The organism is Gammaproteobacteria bacterium (assembly GCA_036383255.1).
Classification (GTDB): domain Bacteria; phylum Pseudomonadota; class Gammaproteobacteria; order Natronospirales; family REEB76; genus DASUBN01.
Genome location: DASVOS010000013.1, coordinates 37,190 through 50,941, shown reverse-complemented (window position 1 = coordinate 50,941; position 13,752 = coordinate 37,190). Strand labels below are relative to the sequence as shown.

The 13,752-nt window shown below is 65.4% G+C and carries 10 protein-coding genes; 6 read left to right on the top strand and 4 right to left on the bottom strand.

Annotated features, from left to right (window positions below):
* Positions 1-65 precede the first annotated feature (65 nt).
* From VF651_08540 to rnt, 3 genes are read left to right on the top strand one after another with little or no spacing between them, the layout of a single operon-like run.
* Positions 66-1,559 (top strand): leucyl aminopeptidase family protein, encoded by a 1,494-nt coding sequence (locus VF651_08540; GenBank protein ID HEX7965750.1) that lies wholly within the window; start codon positions 66-68, stop codon positions 1,557-1,559.
* On the top strand, positions 1,556-2,587 hold the full coding sequence (gene pyrC, locus VF651_08535; GenBank protein ID HEX7965749.1) for a dihydroorotase: 1,032 nt from the start codon (positions 1,556-1,558) through the stop codon (positions 2,585-2,587). Before VF651_08540 ends, pyrC begins: the two co-directional genes overlap by 4 nt.
* Before the next feature lie 40 nt (positions 2,588-2,627).
* Positions 2,628-3,263 (top strand): ribonuclease T, encoded by a 636-nt coding sequence (gene rnt / locus VF651_08530; GenBank protein HEX7965748.1) that lies wholly within the window; start codon positions 2,628-2,630, stop codon positions 3,261-3,263.
* 51 nt (positions 3,264-3,314) lie between these two features.
* On the opposite strand, the gene grxD is transcribed toward rnt, so the two are convergent.
* Both grxD and VF651_08520 read right to left on the bottom strand, forming a co-directional pair.
* Positions 3,315-3,641: a Grx4 family monothiol glutaredoxin gene (gene grxD / locus VF651_08525; GenBank protein HEX7965747.1), complete on the bottom strand. Its 327-nt coding sequence runs from the start codon at positions 3,639-3,641 to the stop codon at positions 3,315-3,317.
* Positions 3,642-3,670: 29 nt separating this feature from the next.
* The gene (locus VF651_08520) at positions 3,671-3,997 is read right to left on the bottom strand and encodes a BON domain-containing protein (protein HEX7965746.1); all 327 of its coding nucleotides are present in this window, start codon (positions 3,995-3,997) and stop codon (positions 3,671-3,673) included.
* A 343-nt stretch (positions 3,998-4,340) separates the two neighbouring features.
* Between VF651_08520 and VF651_08515 the strand changes: the two genes are divergently transcribed.
* The 3 genes from VF651_08515 (at position 4,341) to VF651_08505 (ending at position 8,369) form a co-directional block, all read left to right on the top strand.
* The gene (locus VF651_08515) at positions 4,341-4,955 is read left to right on the top strand and encodes a urate hydroxylase PuuD (protein ID HEX7965745.1); all 615 of its coding nucleotides are present in this window, start codon (positions 4,341-4,343) and stop codon (positions 4,953-4,955) included.
* A 103-nt stretch (positions 4,956-5,058) separates the two neighbouring features.
* Positions 5,059-5,904: a carboxylating nicotinate-nucleotide diphosphorylase gene (gene nadC / locus VF651_08510; protein HEX7965744.1), complete on the top strand. Its 846-nt coding sequence runs from the start codon at positions 5,059-5,061 to the stop codon at positions 5,902-5,904.
* Positions 5,905-5,954: 50 nt separating this feature from the next.
* Complete coding sequence (locus tag VF651_08505) at positions 5,955-8,369, top strand: acyl-CoA dehydrogenase (protein HEX7965743.1); 2,415 nt, start codon at positions 5,955-5,957, stop codon at positions 8,367-8,369.
* Between the two features lie 52 nt (positions 8,370-8,421).
* On the opposite strand, the gene VF651_08500 is transcribed toward VF651_08505, so the two are convergent.
* A complete protein-coding gene (locus VF651_08500) occupies positions 8,422-10,917 on the bottom strand; it encodes an EAL domain-containing protein (GenBank protein ID HEX7965742.1) in 2,496 nt (831 codons plus the stop codon).
* A gap of 161 nt (positions 10,918-11,078) precedes the next feature.
* Positions 11,079-13,613, bottom strand: a complete 2,535-nt coding sequence (locus VF651_08495) for an EAL domain-containing protein (GenBank protein HEX7965741.1) — start codon at positions 13,611-13,613, stop codon at positions 11,079-11,081.
* Between the last annotated feature and the right edge of the window lie 139 nt (positions 13,614-13,752).

The window sequence follows — 13,752 nt, the reverse complement described above, 5'->3', positions numbered from 1 at the left end:
GCTTTCGGCAGGGCCGGAAGCCCTATATCATCACTCCCGGAAATCCTACCGGTCCGGACCACCCGATGCCCGCCAAGCTGCCGCGTCTTCCCAGGCTCGAGATACGCCAGCTGGCCGTGGATGCCGCCCGGGTGGATGCCCTGGACGCGGTCATTATACTGCTGCCGGAAAGCGCGCTCCAAAAGCGCTGGCCGGAATTTGCCCACTCCGAGCGGCTGCAGAAACGTGTGGACGGCAAGAAGACGCTCGCCCCCACGCGCCTGGACCTCTCCAACAGCCGCGGCACCGTCGCGGTCCTGGCCGGCTACAAGCCGGACGCCTCTACGTTCGATCTCCTCACCCTCGCCCGCCGCTGCATCGCCAAGGTACGCGAGAGCGAGGCGGCGGACGTGGGCGTGATGCTGCCGGCAGTGGACGAGACCCGCCGGCCGGCGCTGCTGGACGCGGTGGTGTCCGCGGCGGCGGCCTCCAACTTCGATGCGCCGAGCTTCAAGGCCGAGCCGGCCGGAACCCGCCACATCCGCAACCTTGTGCTGCTCCACGGCGGCAAGCCGCTGGACTTCAGCCGGCGCCTGGCGGAGGCGGAAGGCAATGCCCTCGCCCGCTGGCTCACGCTGCTGCCTGCGAACCACCTCACGCCCGGTCTCTACCTCGGCTACGTGAAGGAACTCGCCAAGCGCGAGGGTTGGAAGCTCGAGTTCCTGGATGAGAAGAAACTGCACAAGGCGGGCGCCGGTGCATTCCTGGCTGTCGCCCAAGGCAGCGCCGAGCGGGATGCCGGGATCGTCCATCTCACGTACAAGCCGGCCAAGGCGGCGAAGGGCGCCAAGCCTCTCGCGCTGGTGGGCAAGGGCATCTGCTACGACACAGGCGGCGTGAACCTGAAGTCCGCCAAGTCCATGTTCGGCATGCACGGCGACATGCAGGGCTCGGCGGTGGCGCTGGGTACCCTGCTTGCCCTCACCCGCCTCGAGGTGCCTTTCCAGGTGGACGCCTGGCTCGCGCTCTCGCGCAACGAGATCGGTCCCCGGGCTTACACCCAGAACGAGGTAGTGCGCGCCTCCAACGGCGTCACCGTCGAGATCGTGCACACGGATGCGGAAGGCCGCATGGTGCTGTCGGATACCCTGGCCCTGGCGAGCCGCGGCGCGCCGGGCCTGATGCTGGACTACGCGACGCTCACGGGCAGCTGCATCGTGGCGCTCGGCAGCCGTTATGCCGGCGCCTTCACCCGTAGCGGCGAGCTCGGCAAGGCCGTGATCGCCGCCGGTGTCGCGAGCGGCGAGCGGGTCTGGCCCCTGCCGGTGGACGCGGACTACGACGAGGCCATCGAGAGCCAGGTCGCGGACGTCAAGCAGTGCATCATCGAGAGCGAGGCGGACCACATCCTCGCGGCGCGCTTCCTGGGCCGCTTCGTGCCGGATTCGGTGCCCTGGGTGCACGTGGACCTGTCCTGCGCGGAGCACAAGGGCGGCCTCGCCCATGTGCCCACCGACACCACCGGCTTCGGCGTGCGCTTCACCCTGCAGCTGCTGCAGGACCGGGGCATGGTGGCATGAACCAGCTCACCCTCATCCGCCCTGACGACTGGCACCTGCACCTCAGGGATGGCGCGGTGCTCAAGGACGTGCTGCCCCACACGGCCGCGCGCTTCGGCCGCGCCATCGTGATGCCCAACCTCAAGCCGCCCGTGACCACCCTGGAGCTGGCGCTGCAGTACCGCGAGCGCATCATGGCGGTGATGCCCAAAGGCTCCGACTTCACGCCGCTCATGACGCTCTATCTCACGGAGAGCACGTCGCCGGAGGAGATCCACAGGGCGAAGGCCAACGGCCATGTGCACGCGGTGAAATATTACCCGGCCGGCGCCACCACCAACGCGGATTCCGGAGTGCGCGACATCCTGCGCTGCCAGAAGGTGCTGGAGACCATGGCGGACGTGGGCCTGCCGCTCCTGATCCACGGCGAGGTGACGGACCCGGCAGTGGACGTGTTCGACCGGGAGACGGTATTCATCGATAAGGTGCTCGCGTCCCTGGTGCGGCGCCTGCCGAACCTCAAGGTGGTGCTGGAGCACATCACCACCAAGACCGCCGTGGATTTCGTGCGCGCGGCGCCGGCGAACGTGGGAGCCACCCTCACGCCGCAGCACCTGCTGCACAACCGAAACGCCATCTTCAAGGGTGGCATCCGCCCGCACCTGTATTGCCTGCCGATCCTGAAGCGCGAGCGGGACCGGGAAGCGCTGGTGCAGGCCGCGGTGAGCGGCGATCCCAAGTTCTTCCTGGGTACCGACAGCGCACCTCACGCCCAGCACCTCAAGGAGAATGCCTGCGGCTGTGCCGGCATCTACACGGCCCACGCCGCCATCGAGCTCTATGCCGAGGTGTTCGAGGCGGCCGGCAGGCTGGACCGGCTGGAGGGCTTCGCCAGCTTCCACGGCGCGGACTTCTACGGCCTGCCCCGCAACCGCGACCGCATCACCCTCGTGAAGAAGCCCTGGACGCCGCCCGAGAGCTATTCCTTCGGCGAGCACTGGCTGGTGCCGTTCCGCGCGGGCGAGGAAGTGAACTGGACCCTGGGCTGAGCGTATCTTCCCCGATACGCTTCCTTTATCCTGCTCCCCCATGGACCACTCCACCCACCCGCACCCATTCTCCCAGCGCTTCCGCGGCTTCCTGCCGGTGGTGGTGGACGTGGAGACCGGCGGCTTCAATGCCCAGACCGATGCGCTGCTGGAGATCGCGGGTGTGCTGCTGGAGATGGACGACTCCGGCCTGATCCGGCGGGGTTCCACCCACAGCTTCCACGTGCAGCCCTTCGAGGGCGCGAACATGGAGCCGGCGGCGCTCGCCATCACCGGCATCGACCCTTACCACCCTCTGCGCCCGGCACTGCCGGAACGCGAAGCCCTGCGGCGCCTGTTCCGTGAGGTGCGCAACGACCTGGACAAGTACGGCTGCACCCGGGCGGTGCTGGTGGGACACAACTCGTTCTTCGACCTGAACTTCCTCAACGCCGCCGTGACACGCAGCGGCGTCAAGCGCAACCCTTTCCACCCCTTCTCGAGCTTCGACACCGCCACCCTCGGCGGCGTGGCGGTGGGACAGACGGTGCTGGCGCGGGCGGCGGAGGCCATGGGACTGGCCTGGGACAGCGCCGCGGCCCATTCCGCCTCCTACGATGCGGAGAAGACCGCCGACCTCTTTTGCGAGATCGTCAACCGCTTCCAGGACATCTATCTGGCCTCGCTTAGACGCTGAAAAGAAAACGGAGCCGCGAGGCCCCGTTTCCTTGTTGCCGTCTTGGCGGCTTCAGGCGTGCTTTATGCCTTTTTCCTCCAGCAGCTTTTTCAGCTCGCCGGATTCGAACATCTCGACGGTGATGTCGCAACCACCGATGAGTTCGCCCTTCACGAACAGCTGCGGGAAGGTAGGCCAGTTGGAGTAGCGCGGCAAGTTGGCGCGCACCTCCGGCTCGGCCAGCACGTTGACGTGCCCGAACTCCACGCCCAGCGCCTTCAGCACCTGGGAAGTGCGCGCCGAGAAGCCGCACTGTGGGAAGTCCGGGGTGCCTTTCATGAAGAGCACCACCGGCCGGCTCTCGATCTCGCGCTTGATGCGTTCCACCACCTCGTCCATCGTCTCCCTCCGGGAATCGCCCTGTTGCGTCAGTCGGATTTCACTTCGATGTTGTTGACCACGTCCTTCACACCGTCCACGCTCTTGGCCACGGTCTCGGCCTGGTCCTTCAGCGCCTGGGTCGGCAGGGTGCCGCTCAGCGCGACCACCTGATGGGTGGTCTCGACATGGATGTCGAAGGACTTCAGGCCCGTGTCACCCAGGAGCTTGGTCTTCACGGCCGTGGTGAGGTAGGAGTCATCCACGAAAGTCCCAGCCCTCTGGGCGGGCATGGGCTTGTCGCTGGCACAGCCAGTGACGACGGCCGTTACCGATACTGTCGACAGCAGGGCGACGATCAAAGCGCTTCTCTTCATGTTCATTCTTCTATCTCCTCGATTTCATTGCCGCGCGGACGCCACCTTGGCATGCCGCAGCGGGAGTTCATCGAGTATACGACGCCGCTCTTGCTCGGATAACCGCATCCACCCCGCGATCTCGTTTATGTGACGCTTGCACCCATGACAATAATCGGCATCGTCCAGCGTGCAGACCCCGATGCAGGGGGAAGGGACCGTGGAGAGTGCCGGGCTGTACATTGGGGATGCGATGGCGTGGCTTGTGGGAAGGATTATACTAGAGGGCATAATGCGATTGGACGTAACGTGTCCCGCCGCGTCCCCTAAGGGCCCCGCGAGAATTCAAACAGAGGAGTATGCGATGAACCCCCTGAACAGCATCAAAGGCACTCTCACCCTGGGCTTCGTGCTCGCCATCGTGGTGGCGCTGATAGCCAGCATGGGCGTGGGCAGCCTGAACTGGCTGGTCCTGGTCCGCTGGTTCCATATCCTGGCCGGCATCACCTGGATCGGCCTGCTCTACTACTTCAACTTCGTGCAGACCCCGGCCATGGCCGATGCGGCCGCGGACAAGGGCGGCCCGGGTGGGGCCGGCATATCCAAGTACGTGGTGCCGCGCGCCCTGCTGTGGTTCCGCATGTCGGCGGCGGTCACCTGGGTGCTGGGCTTCATCTACCTGGCCTGGACCGGCAACCTGGGCGCCTTCGCCTTCGGCATGATGGGCGAGGCGGTGAACACCTACCAACTCACCATCGGCATCGGCGCCTGGCTCGGCACCATCATGCTGTTCAACGTGTGGGTGCTGATCTGGCCGAACCAGAAGAAGGTCCTCGGCATTGTCGCCGCCAGCGACGAGGAGAAGGCCAAGGCCCGCAAGGTCGCGGCCATGGCCTCCCGCACCAACACCATGCTCTCCATCCCCATGCTGCTGTGCATGGCTTCCGCGTTCCACGGCGTGCCCTTCCTGCACGGCTGAGCGGACAGTGCACATCGAAAAGCCCGGCCATGAGGCCGGGCTTTTCTTTTGGGCGGTCCAGCCGCCTTATAATAGGCATCGTCTTCCAACCGTCCGGCGACCCATGTCCGTCTCCCTTCCCCACGACATCCCCGCCACGGTGAGCCGCGCGCTCGCCGAGGACATCGGCGAGGGCGACCTCACCGCAGCGCTGGTGCCTGCGAGCGCCCAGGCGCGGGGCCAGGTCATCTCGCGGGACGTGGCGGTGCTGTGCGGTACCGCCTGGTTCGACGAGGTGTTCCGCCAGGTGGATGACACGATCCAGGTGCAGTGGCAGGCGCGGGAAGGTGACACGCTGCGGCCCGACCAGGTGCTGTGCCGGCTGCAGGGCCCGGCCCGGGGCCTCCTCACTGGCGAACGCACCGCGCTCAACTTCCTGCAGACCCTCTCCGGCACCGCTACCGCGGCGCGGCATTACGCGGAGGCCGTGAAGGGTACCCGCGCCACCATCCTGGACACGCGCAAGACCCTGCCGGGGCTGCGCACCGCCCAGAAATATGCGGTGCGCTGCGGCGGCGCCAACAACCACCGCATGGGCCTGTATGACGGTATCCTTATCAAGGAGAACCACATCATGGCCTCTGGGGGTATCGGCCCCGCGGTCGCGGCGGCACGCGCGGGCGGCGCTCAGGTGCCGGTGGAAGTGGAGGTAGAGACGCTGGAGCAGGTGCGGGAGGCGCTGGCGGCTGGCGCAGACATCCTGCTGCTGGATAATTTCGATGCCGAGGGCATGCGCGAGGCGGTGAAGCTTACTGCTGGCCGCGCGAAGCTGGAGGCTTCCGGCGGCATAGGCCAGGAGGGGATCCGCCGGGTGGCCGAGACCGGGGTGGACTACATATCGGTGGGCGCGCTCACCAAACACGTGCAGGGTGTGGACCTGTCGCTGCGCTTCGAATTCGGAAAGGGTTGATCACGTACCAGCCGGCCGCAACGCGTCCGCGCCGCCACTGAGGGACAAGCATGTCGGGACTCCTCTTCGCGCTCATAGTCATCGCCACGCTGTGGGCGCTGGCCTATTTCGCCGCCCCGCTGTGGGCCTGGACCGCAGCCATCGCGCTGGCGCTGGTGGCGGACGGCTGGCTCTGCCACCAGGCCCCCACAGCCGCCTGGATCGTGTTCCTCATCGCGGCCGTGGTGCTCAACGTGCAGCCGCTGCGGCGGCTGCTCATCAGCGACCACCTCTTGGGCTGGTTCCGCAAGGTGCTGCCACCCATCTCCGAGACCGAGCGCATCGCCATCGATGCCGGCAACACCTGGTGGGATGCGGACCTCTTCACCGGCCGGCCGGACTGGAACAAGCTGCTAGCCACCCCGCCCGCAACGCTCAGTGACGAGGAGCAGGCTTTCCTGGATGGTCCCGTGGAGGAGTTCTGCAAGTCGCTGGACGACTGGCATATCACCCACGACCTGCAGGACCTGCCGCCCCAGGCCTGGGAGCAGATCCGCAAGCACCGCTTCTTCGGCATGATCATCCCCAAGCAGTATGGTGGCCTGGGCTTCTCGGCCCTGGCGCACTCCACGGTGGTGATGAAGATCGGCACCCGCAGCACCAGCGCCGCCGTCACCGTGATGGTGCCGAACTCGCTCGGTCCCGGCGAGCTGCTCCTGCACTACGGCACCGAGGAGCAGAAGCAGCACTACCTGCCGCGCCTCGCGCGTGCAGAGGAGATACCCTGCTTTGCCCTCACCGGCCCCTACGTGGGCTCCGATGCCGGTGCGCTACCGGACACCGGTGTCGTCTGCAAGGGCACATACCAGGGCAAGGAGACGCTGGGCTTCCGCGTGAGTTGGGACAAGCGCTACATCACCCTCGCGCCCATCTCGACACTGCTGGGCGTGGCCTTCAAGGCCTACGATCCGGACCACCTCCTGGGCGACAAGGTGGATCTCGGCATCACCCTTGCGCTGATCCCCACCAACCTGCCCGGCATCGAGATCGGCACACGCCACAATCCGCTGAACGCAGCCTTCATGAACGGCCCGACCCGCGGCAAGGACGTGTTCATCCCCTTCGACTGCCTGATCGGCGGCACCCAGTACATCGGCAAGGGTTGGATGATGCTGATGAACTGCCTGTCGGTGGGCCGCGCGATCTCGCTGCCGGCCCTCGGCACCGGCGCGGGCAAGCACGCCAGCCGTGTGGCGGGTGCCTATGCGCGGGTGCGCAAGCAGTTCCGCGTGCCCATCGGCAAGTTCGAGGGCGTGGAAGAGGCGCTGGCGCGCATCGCCGGCATCACCTACCGCATGGAGGCGGCGCGCAAGCTCACTGCCGGCGCCTTGGACCGGGGCGAGAAGCCCTCGGTACTGTCGGCCATCCTCAAGTACCACTGTACCGAGGGCATGCGCCAGGTACTGGCGGACGCCATGGACGTGCATGGTGGGCGCGGCGTGATGATGGGTCCGCGCAACTACCTAGCCCGCGGCTACCAGGCGGTGCCGGTGAGCATCACCGTCGAGGGCGCGAACATCCTCACGCGCAGCATGATCATCTTCGGCCAGGGCGCGATCCGCGCCCATCCTTATCTGCTCAAGGAGATGGAAGCGGCCTCAAGCGCCGACCAGGCCAAGGCTGCGGTGGACTTCGACAAGGCTCTATTCGCGCATATCGGCTTCACCATCAGCAATGCCGCGCGGTCCCTGTTCCTGGGCCTCACCGGTGCGCTGTTCGCCGCCGCCCCGGGTACCGGCCGCACCCGCCGCTACTTCCGCCAGCTCTCGCGCATGAGTGCCGCGTTCACCTTCACGGCGGATGTGGGCCTGCTGATGCTGGGCGGCGAGATGAAGCGCAAGGAGAAGCTCTCGGCCCGCTACGGCGACATGCTGAGCCACCTGTACCTCACCTCGGCGGTGCTGAAGCAGTACGAGGACCAGGGCCGGCCTGAGACGGACCTGCCGCTGGTGGAATGGGCCTGCCAGGATTCCCTCTACGCCATGCAACAGGCGCTCGAGGGCATCCTGCGCAACTTCCCCTCACGGCCGGCCGCCTGGTTGATGCGGTTGATCGTGTTGCCGCTGGGAAGGCCTTATGCCCCGGCCAGCGACAGGCTGGGCCACAAGGCAGCGAGCCTGCTGCTGCAACCCTCGGACGCCCGCGACAGGCTGACGCGCTACGCCTTCACCTCCACCGATCCCAAGGATCCGGTGGGCAGGATGGAGCATGCGCTCAAGCAGACCCTGGCCGCGGAACCGGTGGAAGAGAAGCTGCAGGCGGGCCTCAAGAAGCGCCTGGCACCGGCCAACTACCTCAAATTGGTGGACGAAGCCGCAGCCAAAAACGTGCTGAGCACGGACGAAGCCCGGCTGTTGCGGGACGCTCACGCGGTGGCCCGCGATGCCATCGACGTGGACGAGTTCGGGACGATGCGGGGCGAATGACCTGGAATGGTGGGTAGCCCGCTCCTGCAAAGGGGGCGGGCTTTTTTATCGCTTAGATCTCTAGATCGGGCGCGCCGCGCAGCAGGCGGTCGCACTGGTCGGCGGGCAGCGGCGGGCTGAACAGGAAACCCTGCATCAAGTGGCAGCCCTCCGCTGCCAGCTGCTTCATCTGCTCCACCGTCTCCACGCCCTCGGCGATGACACGGAACTTGAGCCGGTCCGCCAGGGTCAGGATCACCCGCGCGATGGCGGCGTCGTATTCGTTGGTGGCGATGCCCTGCACGAAAGCACGGTCGATCTTGATGATGTCCACCGGCAGGTGCTTGATGTACATCAGCGAGGAATGGCCGGTGCCGAAATCGTCGAGCGCGATGCGCACGCCCAGGGACTTCAGGTCCTCCAGGATGCGGATGCTGGCCTTCACGTCCTGCATGATCAGGCTCTCGGTGATCTCGAACTGCAGTGCCGAGGGCGGCAGGCCCGAGGCCATGAGCGCGTCCTCCACCACCCGTTTTAGGTTCTGCATGGTGAACTGGCGCACCGAGAGGTTCACCGCCACGTGCAGGCGCTTGGCCCTCGAGGACTTGTACCAGAGACCAACTTGGCGGCAAGCCTCCTCCAGGACCCACTGGCCCAGCGGGACGATCAAGCCGGTCTCTTCCGCGAGCTGGATGAACTCGCCCGGCGGCACCAGGCCGATCTCCGGATCCTGCCAGCGCACCAGCGCTTCCACGCCCACCACGCCGCCTTCCCGGATGTCGAACTGCGGCTGGTAGTGCAGCACCATCTCGTTATGCTTGAGGGCGCGGCGCAGTGCGTTCTCGCTGGAAAGGCGCTGCATCGCCTTGGCGTGCATGTCCTGGGTGAAGAACTGGTAGTTGTTGCGGCCGCGCTCCTTGGCCTTGTACATGGCGCTGTCGGCGTTCTGTAATAGTGCTTGCACCGTTGTGCCGTCACCCGGATACATGCTCACGCCGATGCTGGCGCCGAGATTCACCTCGGTACCCTCGAGCAGCATGGACTCCGACAGCGACGATAGGATGCGCTCGCAGGTCAGCGTGACCGACTGTGGTTCGTTGCAGTCCTCGATGATCACCGTGAACTCATCCCCGCCGAGGCGGGCCACCGTATCTGAAGTACGCACACACTCCAGCAGGCGCTGGCCGATCTGGTAGAGCATCTGGTCGCCCACGTTGTGACCGAGCGAGTCGTTCACGCTCTTGAAGCGGTCCACGTCGATGAACAACAGCGCCATGGGCTTGCGCGAGCGGCGCGCCCGCGCCAGCGACTGTTCCATGCGGTCCAGGAACAGGGTTCGGTTCGGCAGCCCGGTGAGATGGTCATAGTTCGCGAGCCGCCGCATCTCCTCCTCTGCCTGCTTGCGGTCGGCGGCGGAGAGAGCCAGCGCCATGAAATCGGCGAGCGCGCTCGCGTAGTTCATCTCCTCGGCGGTCCAGGGACGCACACCCCCGGTCCACTCGTGGAACACCACGCCGCGAACCTTGTATCCGTGGCGGAACGGCACGAACAGCACTGCACTGGTGTTGTTTGGCTTGAAGTAGTGGTGCCAGACCTTGCCAAGACCCGTGTCGCGCTCGATGTCCGGCACCGGTACTGCGCGGCTCTGCTGCAGGTCCTCGAACAGCTGCGGGCACTCATCCTTCTCGATGTTGGCGCGGGACTGGGTGGAGTGCTCGCCGCGCTCGTAGATGTGCACACAGCGCATGGCGGTGCCGATGGAGTTCATCAGCCAGATGCTGATGCGCTCGCACTGGGTGGCCTGGGTGGAGCGTGAGCTGATCACCTCGAAGGCTGCTCGCAGGTCGCCGGTGGAGATGCTGGGGTCCCGGGTGAGCTCGTAGAGCTGGGAATCCTTGTGGCGGGTCTTCTCTTCCTCGCGCTTGAGCCGGGTCTCGAGCCGGGTGCGCTGGTTGACTTCGTTGTCCAGTTCCTCGGTCATGCCCTCGTAGGAGAGCTTAAGCCGCAACCGTTCAGCGATCTCGCCCTGCTGGGCGCGGGCGATCAGGCACAGGGTGACCATGACCACCGCGCTCACGCACGCCACCAGCAGGCCCACCGGGCCCGGCTCCATCGCCAACCGTATGTCGATAGGCAGGAACAGCATGGTGAGGTAGGCGATGTAGAAGATCACATTGCCGGCGAACATCATGGCCGGCAGTGCGCCCATGGCCACCAGCAGCACCAGCAGCGTGACCTGGTGCTGCATCGAGCCCGGGGTGAACATCATCCAGCCTGCGCCGCCCCAGGCGATGCCGAGCAGCGTGGTGAGTACAAGGAATAGCTTCTGCCAGTGCGTCGCGGTGGTGATGGAATCGATGTCGCCGTCGGCGCGCCAGCTCAGCCAGATGCGGATGCCGCTCACCAGCACCATGCAGGCAAGCCAAGAGAGCATCACCGCATGGTTGATCTCAGGCCAAAATGCCACCGCTGCCAGCAGGGCGGCGCAGATCACCGCCACGTCGGTCCAGCGACCGAATTTACGAAGCGCATTGACCCGAGCCAGCTGCACATGCTGGTCGAAGGACATGAATTTACGGACTGGTTGCTCTGCCGCCACGCTCCAACCCCTGAAGCGCTAGTTTGCCGGATGCCCAAGCTCCCTCCCAGGAGGCTTGAACACATAATCTGAAAAAGATTATGTCATATTGAAATGATAAATCCAGCTAAAACGTTCACTTAGTGTGCAAACTAGACGGCGAGATCCACTATTCCACGCAACAGTCGGTCGCAGTCCTCCTCTTCCAGAGGGGGACTGAAGAGATAACCCTGCATCAGATGGCAGCCCTGGGCTTGAAGACTCTGCATCTGGGCCACGCTCTCCACCCCTTCGGCGATCACCGAAAGCTTCAGGCTATCCCCCAGGGCGATGACGGTCCGGGCGATGGCGGCGTCATATTGGCTCTTATGGATGACATCCACGAATTCCCGGTCAATCTTGAGCACATCCACCGGCAGGCGCTTGAGGTAAAGCAACGAGGAATGGCCGGTGCCGAAGTCGTCCAGGGCGATGCGCACCCCCAGTACCTTGAGCTGCTCAAGCACCCCGATGTTGTTCTCCACGTCCCGCATGATAAGGCTCTCGGTGATCTCAAGCTGCAATGCCGCCGGTGGCAACCCCGAATCCTGCAACGCGCCTCGCACCACCTCCACCAGGTTCTTCATGCCGAACTGGCGAACCGACAGGTTCACCGCGATGTGGAACGGCCGGCCGTTGGCGGCGTCGTGCCACTGCCGTGCCCGCTTGCAGGCCTGCTCCAGGACCCACTGCCCTAGCGGCACGATCAGCCCGGTCTCCTCCGCGAGGGGTATGAACTCCCCCGGCCAGATGAGACCGAGCTCGGGATCATGCCAGCGCACCAGTGCCTCCAGGCCCACGATGCCGCCCTTCTCCACGTCGAACTGCGGCTGGTAGTGCAGCACCATCTCGGTGCGCTGCAGGGCCTTGCGCAGGGCGTTCTCGCGGGAGAGGTGCAGCATCGCCCGTGCATGCATGTCCTGGGTGAAGAACTGGTAATTGTTGCGGCCGCGTTCCTTGGCTTTATACATGGCGCTGTCGGCGTTCTGCAGCAGCATGTCCCCGTCCTCTCCGTCGCCGGGGAACAGACTGATACCGATGCTGCAGGTAAGGTTCACGTCGGTCTGGCCCAGGGAGATGGGCTCCACGACCGCCGACAGGATGCGCTCGCAGACCATGGTGATGTACTCGGCATCCTGGCAGTTCTCCAGGATAACCGTGAACTCGTCGCCGCCGAGGCGGGCCACGGTATCCGAGGCACGCACGCAGGCCAGGATGCGCTTGCCGATGGAACGCAGCACCAGGTCGCCGGCGTGATGACCCAGGGAATCATTGATGCTCTTGAAACGATCCACGTCTATGAACAGCAGCGCGGTGCGCTGGCGGGCACGGCGTGCCTTCGCCAGCCCCTGTGCCAGGCGGTCCAGGAACAACGAGCGGTTCGGCAGGCCCGTGAGCCGGTCGTAGTTGGCCATCTCGCGCAGCTTGTCCTCGGCCGCGCGCCGGTCGTTGGAGGTGAGCCCCAAGGCCACGAAATCCGCCAGTGAGCTCGCGAAACTCGCCTCGTCTCGGGTCCATTCCCGCGTGCCGCCCTGATACTCGTGGGTGATGATGCCGCGCACCTTATGGCCCTGCCGGAACGGTGCCACCAGGAGCGCGGTGATGCCGTTAGGCTTGAGATACTCCTGGCGCAGCTCGCTGATGCGGGCATCGCCGGCCACGTCGCTTACCGCATAAGTGCGTGTCTCCTGGATCGAGTGGAACAAGGACGGACTGCGGCGTTTGTCGATGAGTTCCCCGCCTCCATTGCCGTGCTCGCCGCCACTGTAGACATGCACGCAGCGCAACGTGGAACCGCTGTCGTCCAGGAACCAGATGCCGATGCGCCGGCAGTTCATGGCCTGCGCTGCCTTCTCGCTGATCACGGTGAGGGCACCCTTGAGGTCGCCGCCCGAGATGGTGGATTCGCGCGCCAAGTCCAGCAGCGATTGGCTCTGGCGCCGCATCCGCTCCTCTCCCTCACGCAACTTGGTCTCGATGCGGGTGCGCTCCGACACCTGGCCGGTGAGCTCTTCCACGATGGTGGCGTAGGAGAAGCGCAGGTTAAGCCCTTCCATGAGCCGTTCGTTGGCGATGCTCGCCACGGCGCACATCAGGGCGGCGGCAGCGGCGGTCAGCACCAGGATCAACAGCGAGGCACGGTCGCCGCCTATGATCAGCCGTGAGGCCGCAGGCACCAGCACCAACGCCAAGAACGGGAAATAATGCAGCACGCTGGCACTGAGCAAGGGGACCGCGAGTGCCGCCACGCAGGCCATGAGCAGCATCCCCGGTGCAGCAGTGCTCCAATAGCCAGGCAGCACCAGCCCCGCGCCGAGGGCACCCCAGCTTGCCGCGACCAGCAGCGTGAGGATGAGGTAGCCGCGCTGCCAAGGCTGCGCCTCCTCCACCGGGATGGTGCGCCGCCGGAACAGGATGCCAAGACAGGCTCGCAGCAGTGCGCTCAAGGCGAGCACCACCGCGCACCATGCGGAGTAGTTGCCGCCCTCCTCACCCCAATACACCCAGAAGAAGATCGCGGCAGCAGCAAGGCTCGGCCAATCCGCCGCCCAGCCGAAGCGATACAGCAAGTTGGTCTGTTCGGCCCGGACCTGCCGCGCGACTTCTTCGTTATGTATCTCGGGACAGACCGCAGTGGTAATGGGCACGCCCGGAGCCTCTCCACGTCTTGCGGAAAATCAGGTTCGTTTGGAACCCACCCTTCTTGACGCGCCGAACCCTGGCCTTGAGACGAACGCTCCCCGTAGAAGGATATTAGTTAACTTAAATTCACTATACCAGCGGCGG

Coding starts and splice junctions, on each gene's coding strand:
- VF651_08505 (HEX7965743.1), top strand. CDS start 5,955: ATGTCGGGACTCCTCTTCGCGCTCATAGTCATCGCCACGCTGTGGGCG.
- VF651_08515 (HEX7965745.1), top strand. CDS start 4,341: ATGAACCCCCTGAACAGCATCAAAGGCACTCTCACCCTGGGCTTCGTG.
- grxD (HEX7965747.1), bottom strand. CDS start 3,641: ATGGACGAGGTGGTGGAACGCATCAAGCGCGAGATCGAGAGCCGGCCG.
- VF651_08500 (HEX7965742.1), bottom strand. CDS start 10,917: ATGTCCTTCGACCAGCATGTGCAGCTGGCTCGGGTCAATGCGCTTCGT.
- pyrC (HEX7965749.1), top strand. CDS start 1,556: ATGAACCAGCTCACCCTCATCCGCCCTGACGACTGGCACCTGCACCTC.
- VF651_08520 (HEX7965746.1), bottom strand. CDS start 3,997: ATGAAGAGAAGCGCTTTGATCGTCGCCCTGCTGTCGACAGTATCGGTA.
- nadC (HEX7965744.1), top strand. CDS start 5,059: ATGTCCGTCTCCCTTCCCCACGACATCCCCGCCACGGTGAGCCGCGCG.
- VF651_08540 (HEX7965750.1), top strand. CDS start 66: ATGCCCGCCAAGCTGCCGCGTCTTCCCAGGCTCGAGATACGCCAGCTG.
- rnt (HEX7965748.1), top strand. CDS start 2,628: ATGGACCACTCCACCCACCCGCACCCATTCTCCCAGCGCTTCCGCGGC.